Below are 20,174 nucleotides of genomic sequence, written 5' to 3'. Positions count from 1 at the left end.
AGACAGAACCGCTACGCGGTTCTGTCGAAGGCGTGACTCAGGCTCTCGCTCATATCTGGAGCATGATTCACAGCATCGGCGGAATCGCGTAGCGATTCCTCCTCAACGGATCAGGCTCCGGAGGCGGACGGCGCCTGCGCATGCGGGCGTGGCGCAGTCGCCTCGTACCGCGTTAGGAAGGCGAATGCTCCGCCTCGCGCGCCTCGTCTTGCTGTTTGGCGGTTGCGCCGCCTGCGCCACCCATCCCGGGGCCGTCGATCAGGTGCGGTTCGCGTCGGATCGTGAGTTCGTGCAGGCGCGGACGGAGGCGGGCGTCGTGCGCGGTGTCGAAGGCGCGGGCGTCCGTGCCTTCCTTGGAGTGCCTTATGGGAGGCCGCCGGTCGGCGATCTGCGCTGGCGCGGGCCGCGGCCGGTCGAGGCATGGGACGGCGTCAGGGAGGCGACACGGCTGGGGTCTGACTGCACCCAGGCGCTGGGTCGCAAGGCCATCCTCGGCGGGGGCGGCGGGCTGGTAGTCGGGTCCGAGGACTGTCTGTTCGTCAACATCTATGCGCCCGTCCCGGATCAAGTCCGGGATGACACTGTTTCAAGGGCCCGACCGGTGATGGTCTATCTGCACGGCGGAGCCTTCACGATCGGGTCGGGGGCCAACTACGATCCGTCACGGCTGGCGGCCGGGCAGGACCGGGTCGTGGTGACGGTGAACTTCCGGCTGGGGGCGTTGGGTTGGCTGGCCCATCCGGGCTTCGACGCGGAGGGCGAGGGCGCCGGTGGCAACTGGGGGCTGATGGACCAGCAGGCGGCGCTGCGCTGGGTGCAGCGGAACATCGGCGCCTTCGGAGGCGATCCGGGTGACGTGACCCTGTTCGCCGAGAGCTCGGGTGCGTGGAGCGCCTGCTACCTGATGGTGTCGCCGGGGTCGGAGGGCCTGTTCCAGCGGGTCATCCTCCAGAGCGGACCCTGCCTGGAGCCGCACTCTCTGAACGCGGCCAAGGATCAGGTCCCGGCGGGACCACCCTTCGCGGACGATCTGGGGTGCACGCAGCAGGGGCAGGTCGCCTGCTTGCGAGGGCTGCCGGCATGGCGGATTGCGCGGGCACCGTCGCCGCGATCCGGCATCAACGGGCCGGGGTCGTGGGGACCGGTGCATACGGATGCGATGGTGCCGCTCAGCCCGCCTGAGGCCTTCGCCAGCGGTCGCTTCACCCGGGTTCCGGTAATCGTCGGGACCAACACCGACGAGGGGCGGCTGTTCGCCGTCCAGGTCAAGGACATGGATCGCTACGAGCGACAGACCGTCTGGCTTTACGGCGCGGACGGGGAGAGGGCGCTTGCGCGGTATCCGGTCGGGCCCGAGGGGCCTGCCGTGGCCATCGCCCGGAGCTTCACCGACAGCCGGTTCTCATGTCCCGCCGATGCGCTGAGGCGTCTGCTGGCGCGGCATGTGCCGGTGCACGGCTATGAATTCGCGGATCGCGAGGCCCCGTTCCGGTTGCCGGACTGGATCACCGGGCTGGACATGGGAGCCTATCACGCGAGCGAGCTGGCCTATGTGTTCGGGACGACCTGGCTGTTCGCGGATACGGGCAGATGGACGCCGGGCCAGCGAGCGCTGTCGGAGCGGATGATGCGGCTGTGGGCCGGGTTCGGGCATGGTCCAGACTTCGAAGCCGACTGGCCCCGGGTGAGCGAGGGCGGAGGGCCGGTTGTGGTCTTCGATCCGGCCGGCGATCGGGTCGACGGGACGTTCCACGACCGGCACCAGTGCGGCTTCTGGGGCGGGACGGCGCTGGGGGCGGTCGAGCCCGGCTGATAGTCGCCTGCCGATCCACGCCTTCACCATGCCGCACAACCGGCTGGGGCGGGGGCTTGCGCGGAACCCCGAAGCGGGGCCTAGGTTCCGTCCGTGACGTTAGGATTTTGGTAACCATCATGCGGCGAGCGCTTCGGATCGGCCTGTTCATCGGCACCCTGATCGGTGTCTCCGCCTGCGCGTCGATGGACAACGGTCAGAGCGGCGCCTACGGTTCGGTCGAGGCTGGCCGCACGCGCTGACGGCTGCCCTAAAGGAAATCGTGGCGAAACCGGTCCCGTTCGGCTAGGACGGACCAGCGGACGCCGACTGTCGCGCCGCGCTGGTCTACTCCCCCCTAGATGTTACTCATCGCCATCGTCGTCGTCGTGCTCCTCGTGGTGCTGAACGGCCTGTTCGCCATGACCGAGATGGCGGTCGTTTCGTCCCGCAAATCCAAGCTGCAGAGCCGGGCCGAGCGGGGGGATCGCGGCGCCCGGGTGGCTCTGAAGCTGTCCGAGGATCCGACCCATTTCCTGTCCGCGGTCCAGGTCGGCATCACCCTGATCGGCATTCTGGCGGGCGCCTACGGCCAGGCGACGATCGCGGGCGAACTGGACAGGATCCTGACCGCCGCCTTCCCGGCACTGGACGCCTATACCGAGATATTCTCGACGGCCCTGGTCGTGATCTGCATCACCTATGTCTCGCTGATCGTGGGCGAACTGGTGCCCAAACGGCTGGCGTTGATCTTCCCCGAGGCGATCGCGTCCAAGACGGCGGGGCCGATCTCGACCGTCGCGATCGTCCTGCATCCGTTCGTGTCGCTGTTGACCGCCTCGACCTCGGGCATCCTCAAGATCATGGGCGTCAAGGACCGCGACGGGTCGGATGTCACCCAGGAAGAGGTCGAGACCATGATCGCCGAGGGGACCTCGGCCGGCCTGATCGAGCCCGAAGAACAGACGATGATCGAGGAGATCCTGACCCTCGGCGACCGTCCCATCCGCGTGGCCATGACGCCGCGCCACGACGTGTTCTGGATCGCCCTGGACGACACCGAAACGGAGTTGCGCGAGGAAATCCGCAAATGCCCCTATTCGCGGATCGTGGTGGCGCGCGAGAACGACGTCGATAACCCTCTGGGCGTGGTCCACAAAAAGGATCTGCTCGACAGTCTGCTGACCAATGGAACCTTCGACATCGAGGCTCTGGTCCAGACCCCGGCCTTCATCCCCCAGTCGACCTCGGTGCTGAAGGCGCTGGAGATCCTGAAGTCGTCCAAGGTCCATATGGCCTTCCTGGTCGACGAGTACGGTGCCTTCGAGGGCGTGGTGACGGCGACCGACCTGCTGGAGATGATCGCCGGCGACTTCGACGAGGGTCATGACGACCAGGAGGCCTGGATCCGCCAGCGCGAGGACGGCTCCTGGCTGGTCGACGGCCAGACCGACCTGGAAGAGCTGTCCGATGTGCTGGGCGAGGACTTCGGCGACCAGGACGGCTTCCACACCGTGGCCGGTCTTGTGCTGCACCAGCTGTCGCGCGTGCCGGCCGAGGGCGAGATCCTGCAACTGGGCCGTTTCGAGGTCGAGGTCATCGACATGGACGACCGCCGGATCGACAAACTGATGTTCAAACAGGTCGTCAACAAGGAAGACGAGGCCGAGGCGGTCGCCGCACACCTGGATCACTGACTCGATCCTCCCCCATCGGGGGAGGATTGGCCTTGAAATGACCCGCCGTGTGAGGCATAGCCCCCGGTCTGGCGAGCAGACGCGCCGTCGGGTTCGCCCGCGGCGCGCTTCTGTATTGTCTAGGAGCTTAGCTCAGCTGGTAGAGCACCGGTCTCCAAAACCGGGGGTCGTGGGTTCGAATCCCCCAGCTCCTGCCACTTCCCCCTGTTCCCGCAGACTGGGCATCCCCATCTGCGGGAACAGGATCAAGCGTTTACGAAGAGACCCCTAGAGCCCATGGCCAAGTCCAAGTTCCCCGGCGGACGCCGCACCGGTAATCCGGCGGCTGGCGCGAAGCCGCAGATGGCGGCCGCAGCTTCGGCCTCGACGGTCACCGTCGACGCGCCTGTGGCCAAGCCGCGCACCTCGCCGGCCCAGTTCTTCAGCCAGGTCCGCGCCGAGGGTCGCAAGATCATCTGGCCCAGCCGCAAGGAGACCTGGATCACCTCGGTGATGGTCTTCATCATGGTGTTCATCGCGGCGGTGTTCTTCTGGGTCGTGGATACGGGCCTGGGCTTTGCCTCGCGCTACATCCTCGCCCTGGGCCAATAAGAAAGAAGGAGACGCGCACATGACGGATGCAGCGCCCGAAACCAAGCTAGCTTCTAATCCGCGCCACAAGTGGTACATCGTCCACGCCTATTCGAACTTCGAGAAGAAGGTCGCCCAGCACATCCGCGATCAGGCCAGGCAGCGCGGTCTGGTGGAATGTTTCTCCGAAATCCTGGTCCCGACCGAGGACGTCGTCGAGATCCGCCGCGGCCGCAAGGTGAACTCCGAACGCAAATTCTTCCCCGGCTATGTGCTGGTGAAGATGGAGCTGACCGACGACGCCTATCACCTGGTCAAGGACACGCCGAAGGTCACGGGCTTCCTGGGTGCCGCAGGCGGCACCAAGCCCCTGCCGGTCTCGGAACGTGAGGTCCAGGCCATCATCGGTCAGGTGGAGGAGGGCGTCGAACGTCCGAAGCCGACCATCCGGTTCGACATCGGCGAGACCGTCAAGGTCATCGACGGTCCCTTCGCCAGCTTCGACGGTCAGGTGGAGAGCGTCGACGAGGACGCCGCCCGCCTGCGCGTCGCCGTGTCGATCTTCGGCCGCCCGACGCCGGTGGATCTGGAATACAGCCAGGTCGAGAAGAACGCGGCCTGACTCTCTCCCTCCCCTTCATGGGGAGGGACGACCGCGCAGCGGTCAGGGTGGGGAAGTGATGAAACCTCGCTCCGCCCTGACGGGCCCCACCCGCGCTCGCTGACGCTCGCGGTCCCTCCCCATGAAGGGGAGGGAGAACGCATTGCCACCCTCGCTCTGCTCTGTTAAACGCGCGCCTCCTTCGCCCAAGGGCAAAGGATAAATCCGTGGGAGGCAGCCATGCCCGACCACGGCTCACCGGCCCCGATTAGCTTCGGGGTCATTCACAGGAGAGACCAATGGCCAAGAAGATTCTGGGCTATATCAAGCTGCAGGTGCCGGCCGGTTCGGCCACGCCTTCCCCCCCGATCGGGCCCGCACTGGGTCAACGCGGCGTGAACATCATGGGCTTCGTCAAGGAGTTCAACGCGCGCACCGAGAAGGAAGTCAAAGGCACCCCCCTGCCGACCGTGATCACGGTCTATCAGGACAAGTCGTTCACCTTCGTCACCAAGACCCCGCCGGCCACCCACTACATCAAACAGGCCGTGGGCATCACCTCGGGCTCCAAGCTGACCGGCCGCGAGACGGTCGGTTCGATCACCCGCACCCAGCTGCGTGAGATCGCCGAGAAGAAGATGAAGGACCTCAACGCCAACGATCTGGATGCCGCCGCGCGCATCATCGAAGGTTCCGCCAAGGCCATCGGCCTCAACATCGTGGAGCGCTGAACATGAGCAAGCCATCCAAGCGCATCCAGGCGCGCACCGTCGACCGTGAAGCCCTGGTGACGTTCTCGGACGCCATCAAGACCGTCAAGGAACACGCGACCGCCAAGTTCGACGAGTCGATCGAGATCGCCGTCAACCTGGGCGTCGATCCCCGTCACGCCGACCAGCAGGTCCGTGGCGTCGTCAACCTGCCGTCGGGCACGGGCCGCGACGTTCGCGTGGCCGTGTTTGCCAAGGACGCGAAGGCCGATGAGGCCCGCGCTGCTGGAGCCGAGCACGTCGGCGCCGAGGATCTGTACGAGAAGATCAACGGCGGCTTCATGGACTTCGACCGCGTCATCGCGTCTCCGGACATGATGGCCCTGGTCGGTCGTCTGGGTAAGGTGCTGGGCCCGCGCGGCATGATGCCGAACCCCAAGGTCGGCACCGTGACCCCGAACATCGGCCAGGCCGTCAAGGACGCCAAGGGCGGTGCCGTCGAGTTCCGCGTCGAGAAGGCCGGTATCGCCCACGGCGGCATCGGCAAGGCCTCCTTCACCCAGGAAGCCCTCGAAGCCAACGTGAAGGCCTATGTGGACGCGCTGCAACGCGCCAAGCCGGCCGGCGCCAAGGGCACCTACGTCAAGCGCATCACCCTGTCCTCGACCATGGGCCCGGGCGTGAAGATCGATCCGGCCTCGCTGACGGCCTAAGGCTGCCGGGCTCAAGTCGCGCTCGGTGCGATAGCCCAACAAGACTGACGGCCCCGGAGAGCGATCTCCGGGGCCGTTTTCGTTTGCCGCTGCAGTCATTGCAGTGCGGGTGGCCGAAAGCCGAACGGCAAATATCCGGCGAGGTGAACCGCGGAAACCGCAATCGCGAGCGCCGATACGGCCAATGCCGCAAGCCCGGTTGATTTCCGCGCCCCCTCCTGTATAGAGCGCCACTTCCCGTCGAGACCCTGGTCCCGACGGTCCTGTCCGAGAACTTCGGGGTCTGGGGGTCACCCGGGCCATAAATGTCAGAGAGCCCTCTGACGCCGTGGGGAGATAGCGACGCAGATGACGAACGGTCGGCCCGGTTTCCGGGACGGAACCCCGTCAGAGCATCCTTTCGGACATCGCTACCGGCCTGAACGCAATGCGGCGACGCATTGGGCTTTGGCCTCTCGCCGTCGGGAATAAGCCCGGCGTCGAACCTCAAGACTGGAGACCGCAATGGACCGCGCACAAAAGGCCGAGTCGATCGAAACGCTGAAGGGCGTTTTCAGCGACGCCGGCGCCGTGGTCGTGACCCACAACCTGGGTCTGACCGTTGCGGAAATGGAAGACCTGCGGGGCCGTCTGCGCACCGCCGGCGGAGCGTTCAAGGTGGTCAAGAACCGCCTGGCGCTGAAGGCTCTCGACGCCGCTGAAGGTTCCGAACACCACGCCCTGTTCAAGGGTCCGGTGGGCATCGCCTTCGCACCCGACGCCGTGACCGCCGCCAAGGTCACCGCCGAATACGCCAAGGGCAACGACAAGTTCGTCGTTCTGGGCGGCTTCATGGGTGACAAGGTTCTGGACGCGAAGGGCGTGGAGATTCTCTCCAAACTGCCGTCGCTGGATCAGATCCGCGCCTCGTTCCTGGGCCTGCTCAACACGCCTGCGACCCGTATCGCCGGCGTCGTTCAGGCTCCGGCCGCCCAACTGGCTCGCGTGTTCAACGCGTACGCCACGAAGGACGCCGCGTAAGCGAACCCTCTTCCATCTCTGCAAACCTCTACTGAACCCCATCCTCCGAAGGAAAATCTGACCATGACCGACCTGTCCAAGATCGTCGAAGACCTGTCCAAGCTGACCGTCCTCGAAGCCGCCGAACTGTCCAAGCTGCTGGAAGAAAAGTGGGGCGTCTCCGCCGCCGCTCCGGTTGCCATGGCCGCCGCCGGTGGCGCTGCCGCTGCTCCGGCTGAAGCCGTCGAAGAGCAGACCGAGTTCACCGTCATGCTGCTGGACGGTGGCGACAAGAAGATCAACGTCATCAAGGAAGTCCGTGGCGTGCGTTCGGACCTGGGCCTGAAGGAAGCCAAGGACCTGGTCGAAGGCGCCCCGCTGGCCGTCGTCGAGAACGTCTCCAAGCAAGTCGCCGACGAAGTCGCCAAGAAGCTGACGGAAGCCGGCGCCAAGGTGCAGATCAAGTAAGAAGAGCCCTCACGGGTCATTCTGGAAAGGGCCGGGGGGAACCCCGGCCCTTTTCGTTTGGGCGATCGCCTGAGGTAGAAATCGCCTCCCGGTTGTGTCATGCTCGCTCGATGCGCTTCATCCTGTTCACTCTTCTTCTTGTCGCCACGTTCGCGGGAGCCTCCGCCGCGCAGGTCCGGACGGACGACGACCGCCGCCCTGTCCGCGACCGGACCGATCCGGACCTTGGTCTTGCTATCATCGAAGGCAGCGCAACGAGCGAGCTTCTCTGGTTGCGTGGAGCATCCAGGAACATCGTGCGCATCGACAGGCGGAGTGGTGAGCGGACGGTAGTCGCAAGCAACGTTGTCGATATGCTGGCGGACGGTCGGCACTTGTGGGCTCTGATCGCACTCACCGACAACGAGAGCGTCGTCAGGGACCTTCGGCAGGCTGATCCCGTCGAGCGGCGCATCTATTTCGAGGGCAGCCCCATCGCCCTGTTCGCGACCACGTCAGGGCCGGGCGTGCTGACGACCACCAAGGTGCTGCTTCCTGCTGGTGAACGTTGGCTTCGCCGTCGAACAGCCGCTTCTCTGGACCAGTATGGCCATGTGTCGCCACTGACGGGAGACGCCCTGTTCGTCGGATACAACAAGGGCGAATGGGGCGGCGGCTTGCGGCGCGTCGACGTCTCGACGGGAACCGTCTCCATCGTGGGGACGGCCAACGGGGAGATCTGCGCGGGCCTCTTGAACCTCGATTGTGTTCCCGTGGTTGGAGTTGTTCCCGATCCCGAGCGCACAGACTGCGTTCTGGTCGGCGCTAGCCTCGCGCACCTGAGCGGCCGGTCAGGCGAGGTGGCGAGGGTTTGCGGGGAGATCGTGACATCCGTTTTCGCGGACCCGCTGCCCATCGTTCCGAACTCCATCGTGTTCCGCGCCGGACAAACCTGGCCGTTCGACAGTCTGATCGCGACACAGGATGGTTGGATCGCAGTGGGGCAAGACCGCTTCGCCCGATCGCGATCCGGCGTCGTCACCCTGGCGGCCATTCCACCTCTTCGACCATGGGCCGGGTTGCAGATATCTGAGCCGAACGCCGACGTGATTTTCGTAGAGGCAGCCTGCTGCTGGGGATCGGATTCATTCGTCCAATACAGGATGATCGCGATACCGATCGTTTCATAGAACGGCAAGCCACGGGAAGGGTGGCAGGCCGCGCTGGGTCGGGATCGTGACTTGGCGAACAGCTATTAGGCGGCCGCCGGCATGGACCCGACTGCGACCGAGCGCGCGCTGTTGAACCGGCTGCGGAGACCGGTGGTGGCGGGTTAGGGGTCAGACTCAATGACGATGGAGTGCGACTAACGCGTCATCTGTCCGCTCATCCCCGCGAAAGCGGGGATGAGCGGTATTGAGAAATGAGCCCTATCGCCCCCGCGCCGGCAGGACGCTGACGGAAGCCGGCGCCAAGGTGCAGATCAAGTAAGAAGACCCCTCACGGGTCATTCTGGAAAGGGCCGGGGGAAACCCCGGCCCTTTTTTACTGCGGCGCAGGCGGGTTGGCCCAGCCGGCTTCGGTCAGGAAGGCCGTCGTCGCATCGAGCGCCTCGCTGCGAGCCGAGGGGGCGGAGAAGACGAAGAAGTGCGGCTGGTCCGTCAGCGCAATGATCCGGGCGGTGCCGGGCGCGGCGCTGACGAAGCGTTGAGCAGCCGGAAACTCGCAGACCCGGTCCGCAGTGCCGTGAATCACCAGTGACGGACGCAGCGCGGCCTCCGCCAGGACAGCGGGCGAGAGGCGAGCGAGATCCGCCTGACCGTCCAGCACTCGCCGGTAGTAGGCATCCGTTTCGGGTTCGTAACAGCCGGAGACCAGCACGGCCGCATCAGGCCGGGCGGAAATCGCGAGCTCGTCTGTCGGGGCGTCGAAACCGTCAACGGTGAGGGTCTGGGCCGCCAAGGTGGCTCCGGTCGAGAAACCGGCCACGCCGATGCGATCGGGATCGAGGCCCAGCCGTCGCGCGTTCGCCCGTGCCCAGCGCACTGCCGACCGGGCATCGGCCAGGGCGTCCAGGGGCGTCGAGTCGAAGCGTTGGTAGGTTCGGTACTCGACCTGCAGCACGACAATCCCGAGTTCTCCGAACCGTCGGCAGAAGGCCGGGCAGTGGCTCCAGGCCCCGGTGTCGCCCGAGCCGCCATGGAACCACAGGATCGCCGGTGCCCGCTCCGCAGGCGCGTTCGCAGGCCGGAAGATGTGAACGTCGAGACCGACGGGCCCGACGACCTTGTAGGTCTCGACCGGGTGGCCCGTCTCGGCGGCCTGCTGGGGCTGCCAGGCCTGCCAGGCAGCGGCGACCGCGTCGCGGGAGGCGGCGATGCGGTCAAAACGTGCGAGAAACGGCTCGACGCCTTTCGCCCCGTTCTCGTCGAGGAAGGTCACCAGCATCTCGGCGAGAAGGGCGTCGCGAACGGCAGGGTTGGGGACATTCTGTTCGACCACCTCGAAGGCGGTGTTCAGCCAGACGACGTTTCCGACACGGCGACCCGGGTCAGAGCGCAGCAGGCGGCGGACCTCGGCACGGATCCACGCATCCATGAAGGCCCGGTGGGCGGGCAGGGCGAGCAGGGCGGGGTCATTGCGATCCACCGCGTCGATGGCCGTGGTCCGGGCCGGCCAGTCCGTCGGCGCGATCTGACCGGTGTCGCGCCATCGGAAAAATTCGTAGTCGAGGTAGCCTTGGGCCCAGCGCGCCGTCAGGGCGGCCCGCTCCAGCGGGTCTGTTGCCGTCGGCGCGGCGGCCGTTCGTCTCTCGTTCCACGCGCGCTCGAAATCGTCCGGCGCGAGCGCGATCAGGGCGACGGCCGCGCTGCGCCCCAGCGGGTCCGATGGCTGGGCGGACACGGCCGGAGCCGAAAAGAGGATCAAGGCGACAACGCCCGTCAGCCACAGACGGACGGCAGCAAAGGTCAAGGTACGCATCCACTCTCTCTCACGGATCCAGGGTACAGTTGTGTCGGCCCCGGCCTTTCGGCCGGGGTCCCGGTGTTCAAGGCTTAGCCTACCGCCCCCGCGCTGTCATGATCTCGCCGATGCGGTCGCGCGTGCCCTCGATCCGCTCCAGGCGCGGGTAGCGCAGGCCGCCCGTGTAGCTGAGGTCGAGGGTGCGGATGCGCTGGCCGTTCTTCAGGATCAGCCGGATGGGGGCCTCGCCGGATTTGGCGGCGGTGACGGCGTCGCGCAGGACTTCCGGCGTGGCGACGCGGTCGCCGACGGCGATCAGGTCCCAGCCGACGCCGATGCCGGCCTCGAAGGCCGGGCCGCCCCACTGGATGGCGGAGATGCGCTGGGTCGGGCCGCTCAGGCTGAAGCCGAGGGACCAGCGGAAGTCCGAGCCCCAGTTGCCGTTCATCGCCTTCTCGTCGGCATCCGGCTCCTCGACATAGATCAGGCGGTAGCCGCCACGCTCCAGACCCTCCAGCGGCGCGACGGCTTCGGGGCCGGCGGCGTCGAGGCGGGTGCGCAGGAAGGTGGCCCAGTCATGGGGCTGGACCGCGTTCAGGGCCGCGACGACGTCGGCGAAAGTATAGCCCTGCGGCGTCCACGATCCGTCCGTGCCTTCCGGCGAGAAGAAGGTGCGGGCGAAGTCGTCGAGCGACTTCCGGTCGCGGCTGAGCTCGCGGATCAATGTGTCGGCGTCCAGCCAGATCAGGGCGGCTTCATCATAGTAGTCGCCGGTGCCGCGCATCCACGAGGCCCACTGGCCGGGGACGCGATAGCCCAGCAGGTTGTGGTTGTTGGTGTCCTGCAGGTTCCGCCATTCGCGGCCCGGCTGGTTCTGATAGAAGGCCGCGCGGTCGGCGAGACCGATCAGGGCCTGTTCCTTCGTGTGCAGGCCCGAGCGGGCCGACAGGACGTCGCCCCAGTATTCGGTCTGGCCCTCATAGACCCACAGCAGGCTGTTCTCGGTCGGGACGTTGTAGTTGGCGGTCAGTTCGTCGGCCGGCCGCATGAATTTGCCGTTCCAGGAGTGGGTGTATTCGTGCGGGAGCAGGGCGCGGTTGCCCGCCGAGGCGCCCCAGCTGGTGAAGAAGTTGGGGCCGGCGGTGTTCTCGGAGCTGCGGTGGTGCTCCAGGCCGATACCGCCCAGCTGGTCGGTCAGGGCGAGCAGGAACTCGTATCTGTCGAAATGGCGCGAACCGTAGAGGCGATCCGCCTGGGTCACCAGGTCGGTGTAGAGGCCGATCTGTTCGTCGGTGGGGGCCAGGTTGGCGGCCGTGTCGGCGACGATGTTCAGATGGACGTCCTCACCGTCGGCGTCGATGTCGATGCGGCGATAGTGCTCGCCCGCGAACATCGGGCTGTCGACCAGGGTGTAGAGGTCGGTCGGGGCGAAGGTGGCGACGCCGTTCTCGAACGAGGTGGTCTCGAGCGCCACGCCGTACTGCCAGCCCTCGGGCAGTTTGATGCTGGGGGCGAAGGTGATGCCGGTCGAGCGATAGCCGGCCGGATAGAGCAGGGCCTTTTCCCACTCCATGTTGACGATCGACGGGGTCATGACCACGCGCCAGACGGCGTTGTCGGGCTGGGTCAGCCACTGGAACTCGGCGACGATCTCGGTCGCGCCCTCGGGCACATCGATGTGGAAGGCGTAGGGGTCGACGGCGTCGCGGCGCCATTCGACGCGCTGGCCGTTCGCGGTGAGGGTCAGGCCGGCGAACAGCTGGATCGGACCGGAGTCGGCGTGGTTGCCGGGCAGGTATTTCGGATAGAGCAGGGTCAGGCTGCGGCTGACGACGGGGATGGTCTGGCGCACCGAGATGACCCGGTGGTCGAGGTCGGTGGCATCGACCTCGTATTTGATGACGCCGGGATAGGTCTCCTGCGTCGGGGCCGGGATCAGGGGGCTGTCGGGGAAGCCGCCGATGTCGGGCGTGGTCGGGCCGCGCGGGCTGATCTGGGCCGCTCCCGGCGAGGCGCTCGCGATCAGAAGGGCGGCGAGGCAGGCGGAGGCGGCGAGACGCGACATGGGCTGGTCCGGGACTGACGGCGGGGGGCCGCAGAGGACGCCGGGTGCGATCTCAGGTCAAGAGTGCCGCGTCCTTATGCTTCCCGGTGCAACAGAGAGCCGTCGCCGTAGGAATAGAACCGGTATCCATCAGTCACGGCGTGGGCGTAGGCGGCCTTCATCGTCTCGAGGCCGGCGAAGGCCGAGACCAGCATGAACAGGGTCGACTTCGGCAGGTGGAAATTGGTCATCAGGACGTCGGCAGCGCGGAAGCGGTAGCCGGGGGTGATGAAGATGGCCGTGTCGCCGTGGAAGGGCTGGATCACGCCGTCGGGCGTCGCGGCGGATTCCAGCAGGCGCAGAGAGGTGGTGCCGACACAGACGATGCGGCCGCCGCCGGCGCGGACAGCGTTGAGGGCGGCGGCGGTCTCGGCCGGGACCGTGCCCCACTCGGAATGCATCCTGTGGTCGGCGGTGTCGTCGGCCTTGACCGGCAGGAAGGTGCCGGCACCGACGTGCAGGGTCACGGCGTGGGTCGTGACGCCCCTCGCGCGAATGGCGTCGAGCAGGGCGGGGGTGAAGTGCAGGCCCGCCGTGGGGGCGGCGACGGAGCCGTCATGCGCGGCGAAGACGGTCTGGTAGTCCGAACGGTCGCGGTCGTCCTCGGGACGTTTGGAGGCGATATAGGGCGGGAGGGGCATGACCCCGACGTCGCGAATGGCGTCATCCAGCGCGGGTCCGGACAGGTCGAACTGCAGGACGATCAGGCCGTCATCGTGCTTGGCGGTGACAGTGGCGCTCAGGGTCCGGGAGTCGCCTTCAGGCAGTGTGTGCGACAGGGCACCAAAATGGATCCGGTCGCCGAGCTTGATCCTTTTGCCGGGCTTCATGAAGGCGGACCAGGCGTCGGGGGCGTCGCGGTGGTGCAGGGTGGCCTCGACCTCGACGGTCAGGATGTCTCCCTCGGGGCCTCCGGTCACAGGGTTGGGGCGCTCGCGGACGCCGGACAGGCGGGCGGGGATGACGCGGGTGTCGTTGAACACCAGGGCGTCGCCGGGGCGCAGGAAGTCGGGCAGGTCGGAGATGATGTGGTCGGCGAGGGCCTCGTCCCTGACCACCAGCAGGCGGGCGGAGTCGCGCGGTTCGGCGGGCCGCAGGGCGATGCGGTCCTCGGGCAGGTCGAAATCGAAATCGGCGGTTTTCATGTTCGGCGCGAATGGCCACGAGGTTGCGGCGGGGTCAAGGCGAACAACCTTGCGCCGTTGTAACTTGGCGACCGGCTTCGGAGCGTCGCTAGTGCGTCAACACCCAAGCTGGACAGTAATCAATGATCCGCTCACTCGCCTTCGCCGCATTCGCGCTCATCACGCTGGGGGCGGCGCAACAGGCTCCGGTCATTTCCACAAAGGCGGGACGGGTCAGCGGCGTGCCAGCCTACGGCGTGAACGTATATCGTGGCCTTCCGTTCGCCCGGCCGCCGGTCGGAGACCTGCGCTTCAGGGATCCGCAGCCGGTGCCCGCCTGGACCGACATCCAGGACGCGAGCGCCTTCGCCCCGGCTTGCCTGCAGACAGGCGTCTCCATGCCGGACGAACCGCCGTCCCCGACCAGCGAGGACTGCCTCTATCTCAACGTCTGGACGCCGGCGGGTTCGCAGACAGGCTCACTGCCGGTCATCGTGTGGATTCCGGGCGGCGGGCTGACCAATGGCTCGACATCCATCCCACTGTACGACGGCGGTGGGCTGGCGCAACGGGGCGTGGTCGTGGTGACGGTGGCCTACCGACTGGGTGCCCTTGGTTTTCTGGCGCATCCGGGCCTGACGGCCGAGGCGGGCGGGTCCGGCAACTATGGCCTCATGGATCAGGTCGCTGCGCTGGAATGGGTGCGGGACAACATCGCGGCCTTCGGCGGCGATCCCGGGCGGGTGACGGTGGCGGGACAGTCCGCCGGCGCGACTTCGGTCAGCATATTGATGGCCTCCCCCCGGGCGCGGGGTCTTTTCCAGCGCGCCATCGGCCAGAGCGGCGGCCTGTTCGAGCCCATCGAACTGGCGCCGAAATATCTGCTGGCCAAGGCGGAGGAGGAGGGCGCGGCCTATACGGCCTCGCTTGGCGTCGCGACGCCGGCAGAGCTGCGCGCACTGCCGGCCGAGCGGTTCCTCGGCCCGGAGTCCGGCGATATCGTTCATCCCGTCATTGAGCCGCGTATGTTGCCGGCACCGCCCCATGACGTCTTCGTCGCCGGCCGTCAGAATGATGTGCCCCTGCTGGTGGGATTCAATGCAGAGGAGGCGCGCTCCCTGACAGACGTGTCGAGCGTCACGGCGGCCAATTTCCAGACGATGCTGGAGGCCCGGTGGGGGCAACTGCCCCCGCCCCTGCTGGCACCCTATCCCTTCACGACCGACGATGAGGCGCGGACGGCGCGCGTGAACTTCGAGCGCGACCTCCGTTTCGGCTGGGACATCAGGGAATGGGCCAGACTGCAGGCGGCCCATGGGCGCAGTCCGGTTCACGCCTACTATTTCGGCCGTCGCCCGCCCTATCCCGAAGGGTCCGTCCAGCAACACTGGGGCGCCGGGCATTTCGCCGAGCTCTGGTACATGTTCGATCACCTCGACCAACAGTCCTGGCCCTGGACGGACACGGATCGCGCGCTGGCCGACGCGATGGCGGACTACTGGGTTGCGTTCGCGGCCGATGGCGATCCGAACGGCGGAGGCCGTCCTGAATGGCCGGCGTTTGCCCCAGGCGACGAGCGTGTGCTGAAGCTGGGGGATGTGATCGAGGCCGGTGAATTGCCCAACGGGCCTGCGCTAGACGGCTTCGATGCGGTGTATTCGTCCATCCGGCAGCCGCTCCCCTGAGGCTTGGCGACGTGCCCCGGCGCGATGGGGTCGGCTGTCAGGTCGAAGCCGAAATCGACGGTCTTCAGGGTCGACGCGAATGGTCACCGAGAAGCAGCGGGGTCAAGGCTGCCTCGCCTCCACAAAGAAGGGGCGACCTTGTGTCCGGGCGACCCGGGGCGGCGACACGTGCATACTCCACCGATGAACATCCTGACCCTTGTTACCGCCTCCGCCCTCGCCCTGACCGTTGCCGCCTGCGAGGACGGCGCCTCCGCCCTGCAGGACATCCAGGACACCGCCGCCCAGGCCGAGGCGACGCTGGAGACCGTCAACACGCGCACGGCCCAGGTTCAGCAAGCGATCGACAATCCAGGCGGTGCCCTGCTGGCGGCCGTCGGGGCGACCTTCTCGAAGACGGCGACCGATCAGCCGGGCGTCTATGTGCTGACCGACCTGCAGACCGGGTGTCAGTTCCTGGGCACCTATGGGCCGGACGGGACCACCGTCAGCTCCATCGCGCCGCGTGTGGAGGCCGCGCCGGGCGGCGGCACGCAGCAGCGCTGCGTCGCCATTCCGGGCGTGGCGCGGCCGGACGCCGCCGAGGCCGAAGCCGAGGGCTGACAGTCGGTCGCTTGCTGTTAGAGCCTGATCGTTTGAGACGGAAGCGCTTCGCGCTTCTGTCGAAAGCGTGAATCAGGCTCTCGCTCATATCTGGAGCAGGATTCACGGCATCAGAGGAATCGCGAAGCGATTCCTCTGATGCCGTGAATCCTGCTCTAGGCTGGCGTCCGATTTGGGGATCACGCCTTGGCCGTCACACTGGACTGGAAGACCGGCTTCGAGATCGAGCTGATGGCGCCGCCCGGTCTGTCGCGGCGCGATCTGGCGCAGGCCGTGGCCACAAGGATCGGCGGCACGGTCGAGCGCTTCTTCCATCCACAGTCCGAGCCGAGCGCCGTCGAAGGGCGGCCGGTGTTCGAGAACCTGACGCCCGGATTTCGCGTGCGGGACGGGGAGGGCGGCTGGGTCGCTTCTTTCGTTGACGACCTGACCCTGCAGCGTGATCTGGATCGCGAGCGGGCGCCGCGGTCGGGCTGGCGGCGGATCGTGGCCGACGACGGGCGGTTGCTGCGGCTGGTCGAACGGCACTGCGATCCGGATGCGGCGGACGACCGGACGCTGGAGCCGCTGGCGACCCTGTTCGGGACGGAGGCGCAGCGCCATGAGGCCGGGATGGTGCGGGTGGTGGATGCGAACGGGCGTTCGGTGGCGATCGATGCGCCCCTGCCCGGAGAGCGGGAAAGGCCCTGCGAGATCGTGACCGCGCCGATCGAGACGGATCATGCGGCCGTGCTGGAGCGGCTGTTGGGCGACGCGCGGACGCTCGGCTTCACCGTCCCGGTCGAGGGCGCGACCCATGTGCATTTCGATGGAAGCGCGCTGTGTTCGGCGCGGGCGATCGCGGGACTGGTCGAGGTGTGGACGAGGCATGGCGCGGCGCTGAAGCGGTTGGTCGGGGTCAATCCACGTTGCGTGCGGCTGGGCGACTGGCCGGCGGGACTGGCCGGGCTGACGGGGAGCGAGGCATTCCAGGCGATGGACTGGGCTGAGGCGAAGGGGGCGCTGGGCGGGGTGGGGCTAAGCAAATATTGCGACCTGAACCTGGCCAACCTGCTGACCGGACGGGCGGACAAGCACACGGTCGAGGTGCGGGTGATGCCGGCCCTGCTGGAGGTCGAGCCCTTGATGGTCGCCGCAGCCCTGTTCGAAGGTGTTCTGGGCTGGTGCCGGGATCGGGAGCCGGGCGAGGCGGTGCCGGGGAGCCTAGTCGAACTTCTGATCCGGTCGCCGGTGGACGAGGCCGCCAGAACGCATTGGCTGGGCAGGCTTCGTCAGGAAACGAACGCTATCGCCGAAATGTGAACGCCGTATAGTGGAGGCTGTTCTCTCGGGGAGTGACCATGACCACGACGATCACCGGGCGCGCGCGCAAACTGTCCGCCGCCCTTCTGATGTCCAGCGCCATCGCCATCGTGATGTTTGGCCAGCCGGCCCAGGCCATGCCGCAGCAGCGCGAGTACAACGCCTTCTTCTCGTCGGGCTACAACTACTGCGACGCCAAACTGGTGGGCGCGCTCTATGGCCAGGACGCCGATGGCGGCAAGGTCATCATCGGCCAGAAGATCCTCAATGGAATCGGCACAAACGTGCCGGTCGTGCTGCGCGAGAGCCGTGGCTACGGCAACGCCTGTGAATGGGAAGACACGGGCCTGTCCTATTCGGACGCCGAAGTGCTGGCGGAAACCTGGGGCTACTCGGACCCCTATGGGGCCAAGCTGAAAGCTGCCGAACTGTTCACCAACGGGCGCGAGCAACAGGTCCGCAACGGCCTGGGGTACTAGGCTGACGTTGACGATGGGGGCGTGAGCGGCCAAACCCGCGCCCATGCTGCAGAACCTCGAAACCCTGGCTCGCGAAGCCAAATCCTGGCCCTTCGAACAGGCCCGCGCCCTGCTGGACCACGTCCTGAAGAAGCGCCTGTCCGACAGCGAGCGGGATGCGGCGAAACTGCTGATCGACGCCGGCAAGGCCGACGAGGCGGTGGCGACGTTCGAGGCCCTGCAACGGCCCGTGGTTCTGGAGACGGGCTATGGCCCCTCGGGTCTGCCTCACATGGGGACCTTCGGCGAGGTGGCGCGCACGACGATGGTGCGCAATGCGTTTCGCGCCCTGACGGGCGACCACTGGCAGACGCGACTGATCGCGTTTTCGGACGATATGGACGGACTCCGGAAGGTTCCGGAGGGCGTGCCGAACCCGGAGATGCTGCGCGAGGACCTGAATCTGTCGCTGACGCGGGTGCGTGACCCGTTCGGGACGCATGACAGTTTCGGGGCGCATAACAATGCGCGTCTGCGGGCCTTCCTCGACGGTTTCGGCTTCGACTACGAGTTCATGAGCTCGACCGAGATCTACAGGTCCGGACGGTTCGACGAGGTGTTGCTGCGCCTGCTGGAGCGGTTCGACGCGGTGCAGGTGATCATGCTGCCGACCCTGGGCCCGGAGCGGCGCGAGACCTATTCGCCCTTCCTGCCGGTCAGCCCGGTCACCGGCCATGTGCTGCAGGTGCCGACGCTGGAACGGAACCTCGAGAAGGGGACCATCGTCTTCGATGATCCGGCGGGCGGTCGTACCGAGCTGCCGGTCACCGGCGGCCATGTGAAGCTGCAGTGGAAGCCCGACTGGGCCATGCGCTGGACTGCGCTGGACGTCGATTACGAGATGTCGGGCAAGGACCTGATCGAGAGCGTGCGCGAGTCGTCCAAGGTCTGTCGGGCGCTGGGCGGCGTTCCGCCGGAGGGGTTCAACTACGAGCTCTTCCTCGACGTTGAGGGCAGGAAGATCTCCAAGTCAAAGGGCAACGGCCTGACGATGGAACAGTGGCTGCGCTACGGCACGCCCGAGAGCCTGAGCTGGTACATGTTCCAGTCGCCGAAGTCGGCCAAGAGCTTGCATTTCAACGTCATTCCGCGCGCCATCGACGACTATCTGGGGGCCATCGACGCCTTCGGGACGCAGGAACCGGCCAAACAGATCGACAACGCCGTCTGGTCGATCCACGCGGGGGCGCCGCCGAAGGTCGCCTCGCCGGTGTCGTTCGCGCTTCTGCTGAACCTGGTCGGCGTGGCCAATGCCTCGTCGAAGGCGCAGCTGTGGGCCTATTTCGCCAGGTATCTGCCCGACGCCACGCCCGAGAACGAGCCGGTGCTTGACGGGCTGATGGACCGGGCGCTGAACTACTACGAGGACTTCGTGAAGCCGACGAAGTCGTATCGCCTGCCCGACGACAAGGAGAAGGCGGCGCTGCTGGATCTGGCGGGGCGGCTTAAGGCGCTTCCGGCGGACACGACCGACGGCGAGCTGATCCAGGGGGAAGTCTATACGGTCGGCAAAGAGCATGCGTTCGAGCCGCTGCGCGGGTGGTTCGGCGCGCTGTATGAGGTGCTGCTTGGCGCGTCCCAGGGGCCGCGTTTCGGCTCGTTCGCGGCGATCTACGGCCTGCCGCAGACGATCCAGTTGATCGAGGCCGGGGCGAACGGGGAACTGGCGGCGTAAAAATCCTCCCCCGGTGGGGGAGGATTGGATGAACCGGAAATAACGGTGAAGCTCCGGGAGCCTTCATGTGGGCTCGGGCATTCTCACGGCATCGACCAACCTCGATGAAACGGAGAGAGCCATGTCGAAGACATTGAACACCACCCTGGCCACGGCGGCAGCCCTGGCCGCTCTGATCACTGCGGCCCCCATGGCCGCTCAGGCCCAATCGAACGGCATCACCAGCTGTGACGCCCCGGGCGGACGCCAGCAGGCCGGCGCGGTGATCGGCGGCGTCCTCGGGGCTCTGGCCGGCAGCCGGATCTCCAGCAACGAGCGCGCGCTCGGCGCCGTCGCCGGGGCCGGGGCCGGGGCCGCAGCCGGTTCCTACATCGGCTGCAACCAGCAACGTGCCCGCGCCAACGCCCAGGCCAGCTCGTCGGGGGCCCAGTATCGAGCCTCGTCCAACCTGCGCATCCGCTCGGGCCCGGGAACCAGCTATCGCCAGGCCGGCAGCCTGTCGGCGGGCCAGCCGTTCACGGCCATTGGCTCTCAGGGTGAGTGGGTCCAGATCGCCGGCGGCGGCTGGGTCAATGCGAACTATGTGCGGCCCTACTGAACAAGGCTGACAGCGCGGGATGAAGTCAGGGCCGCTCCGAAAGGGGCGGCCCTTTCTTTCGTTCGCCATCCT

The 20,174-nt window shown here is 66.9% G+C and carries 19 protein-coding genes and 1 tRNA gene; 17 read left to right on the top strand and 3 right to left on the bottom strand.

What is annotated here, in order from left to right:
- The first annotated feature begins 184 nt into the window (after positions 1-184).
- From ACW18A_RS10555 to ACW18A_RS10505, 11 genes are all read left to right on the top strand, one after another.
- A complete protein-coding gene (locus ACW18A_RS10555) occupies positions 185-1,813 on the top strand; it encodes a carboxylesterase/lipase family protein (protein WP_492021677.1) in 1,629 nt (542 codons plus the stop codon).
- A 119-nt stretch (positions 1,814-1,932) separates the two neighbouring features.
- Positions 1,933-2,055, top strand: a complete 123-nt coding sequence (locus ACW18A_RS10550; protein ID WP_492021676.1) for a hypothetical protein — start codon at positions 1,933-1,935, stop codon at positions 2,053-2,055.
- A 99-nt stretch (positions 2,056-2,154) separates the two neighbouring features.
- Positions 2,155-3,489, top strand: coding sequence for a hemolysin family protein (locus tag ACW18A_RS10545; protein ID WP_492021675.1), 1,335 nt, complete (start codon positions 2,155-2,157; stop codon positions 3,487-3,489).
- Between the two features lie 121 nt (positions 3,490-3,610).
- Positions 3,611-3,686, top strand: a tRNA-Trp gene (locus ACW18A_RS10540).
- Positions 3,687-3,765: 79 nt separating this feature from the next.
- Entirely contained in the window at positions 3,766-4,080 is a 315-nt protein-coding gene (gene secE, locus ACW18A_RS10535) for a preprotein translocase subunit SecE (RefSeq protein ID WP_492021674.1), read from the top strand.
- A gap of 19 nt (positions 4,081-4,099) precedes the next feature.
- Positions 4,100-4,681 (top strand): transcription termination/antitermination protein NusG, encoded by a 582-nt coding sequence (gene nusG / locus ACW18A_RS10530; protein WP_492021673.1) that lies wholly within the window; start codon positions 4,100-4,102, stop codon positions 4,679-4,681.
- A gap of 278 nt (positions 4,682-4,959) precedes the next feature.
- A complete protein-coding gene (gene rplK, locus ACW18A_RS10525; protein WP_298163331.1) occupies positions 4,960-5,391 on the top strand; it encodes a 50S ribosomal protein L11 in 432 nt (143 codons plus the stop codon).
- A gap of 2 nt (positions 5,392-5,393) precedes the next feature.
- Positions 5,394-6,083, top strand: a complete 690-nt coding sequence (gene rplA, locus ACW18A_RS10520) for a 50S ribosomal protein L1 (RefSeq protein WP_492021672.1) — start codon at positions 5,394-5,396, stop codon at positions 6,081-6,083.
- Between the two features lie 504 nt (positions 6,084-6,587).
- The gene (rplJ, locus tag ACW18A_RS10515; RefSeq protein ID WP_492021671.1) at positions 6,588-7,103 is read left to right on the top strand and encodes a 50S ribosomal protein L10; all 516 of its coding nucleotides are present in this window, start codon (positions 6,588-6,590) and stop codon (positions 7,101-7,103) included.
- A 63-nt stretch (positions 7,104-7,166) separates the two neighbouring features.
- Positions 7,167-7,550: a 50S ribosomal protein L7/L12 gene (rplL, locus tag ACW18A_RS10510; protein ID WP_492021670.1), complete on the top strand. Its 384-nt coding sequence runs from the start codon at positions 7,167-7,169 to the stop codon at positions 7,548-7,550.
- A gap of 110 nt (positions 7,551-7,660) precedes the next feature.
- A complete protein-coding gene (locus tag ACW18A_RS10505) occupies positions 7,661-8,719 on the top strand; it encodes a hypothetical protein (RefSeq protein WP_492021669.1) in 1,059 nt (352 codons plus the stop codon).
- A 355-nt stretch (positions 8,720-9,074) separates the two neighbouring features.
- On the opposite strand, the gene ACW18A_RS10500 is transcribed toward ACW18A_RS10505, so the two are convergent.
- The 3 genes from ACW18A_RS10500 to queA form a co-directional block, all read right to left on the bottom strand.
- On the bottom strand, positions 9,075-10,511 hold the full coding sequence (locus ACW18A_RS10500) for an alpha/beta hydrolase (protein ID WP_492021668.1): 1,437 nt from the start codon (positions 10,509-10,511) through the stop codon (positions 9,075-9,077).
- A gap of 79 nt (positions 10,512-10,590) precedes the next feature.
- A complete protein-coding gene (locus ACW18A_RS10495; protein ID WP_492021667.1) occupies positions 10,591-12,558 on the bottom strand; it encodes a M61 family metallopeptidase in 1,968 nt (655 codons plus the stop codon).
- Between the two features lie 74 nt (positions 12,559-12,632).
- Positions 12,633-13,742 (bottom strand): tRNA preQ1(34) S-adenosylmethionine ribosyltransferase-isomerase QueA, encoded by a 1,110-nt coding sequence (gene queA / locus ACW18A_RS10490; protein WP_492021666.1) that lies wholly within the window; start codon positions 13,740-13,742, stop codon positions 12,633-12,635.
- 122 nt (positions 13,743-13,864) lie between these two features.
- On the opposite strand from queA, the gene ACW18A_RS10485 reads away from it, so the two are divergent.
- From ACW18A_RS10485 to ACW18A_RS10460, 6 genes are all read left to right on the top strand, one after another.
- Entirely contained in the window at positions 13,865-15,406 is a 1,542-nt protein-coding gene (locus ACW18A_RS10485; protein WP_492021665.1) for a carboxylesterase/lipase family protein, read from the top strand.
- A 168-nt stretch (positions 15,407-15,574) separates the two neighbouring features.
- The gene (locus ACW18A_RS10480; protein WP_492021664.1) at positions 15,575-16,009 is read left to right on the top strand and encodes a hypothetical protein; all 435 of its coding nucleotides are present in this window, start codon (positions 15,575-15,577) and stop codon (positions 16,007-16,009) included.
- A gap of 186 nt (positions 16,010-16,195) precedes the next feature.
- Positions 16,196-17,311, top strand: coding sequence for an amidoligase family protein (locus ACW18A_RS10475; protein ID WP_492021663.1), 1,116 nt, complete (start codon positions 16,196-16,198; stop codon positions 17,309-17,311).
- A 38-nt stretch (positions 17,312-17,349) separates the two neighbouring features.
- Positions 17,350-17,790 carry a hypothetical protein gene (locus ACW18A_RS10470; protein ID WP_492021662.1) on the top strand — a complete coding sequence of 147 codons (441 nt, stop codon included), beginning with the start codon at positions 17,350-17,352 and terminating at the stop codon, positions 17,788-17,790.
- 43 nt (positions 17,791-17,833) lie between these two features.
- A complete protein-coding gene (locus ACW18A_RS10465) occupies positions 17,834-19,504 on the top strand; it encodes a lysine--tRNA ligase (protein ID WP_492021661.1) in 1,671 nt (556 codons plus the stop codon).
- 121 nt (positions 19,505-19,625) lie between these two features.
- Positions 19,626-20,102, top strand: a complete 477-nt coding sequence (locus tag ACW18A_RS10460) for an SH3 domain-containing protein (protein ID WP_492021660.1) — start codon at positions 19,626-19,628, stop codon at positions 20,100-20,102.
- Positions 20,103-20,174 lie beyond the last annotated feature (72 nt).

It is taken from the genome of Brevundimonas sp. AVps5, assembly GCF_058681515.1.
The sequence above is the reverse complement of the archived record's forward strand: the minus strand, read 5'-3'. Positions and strand labels throughout refer to the sequence as shown.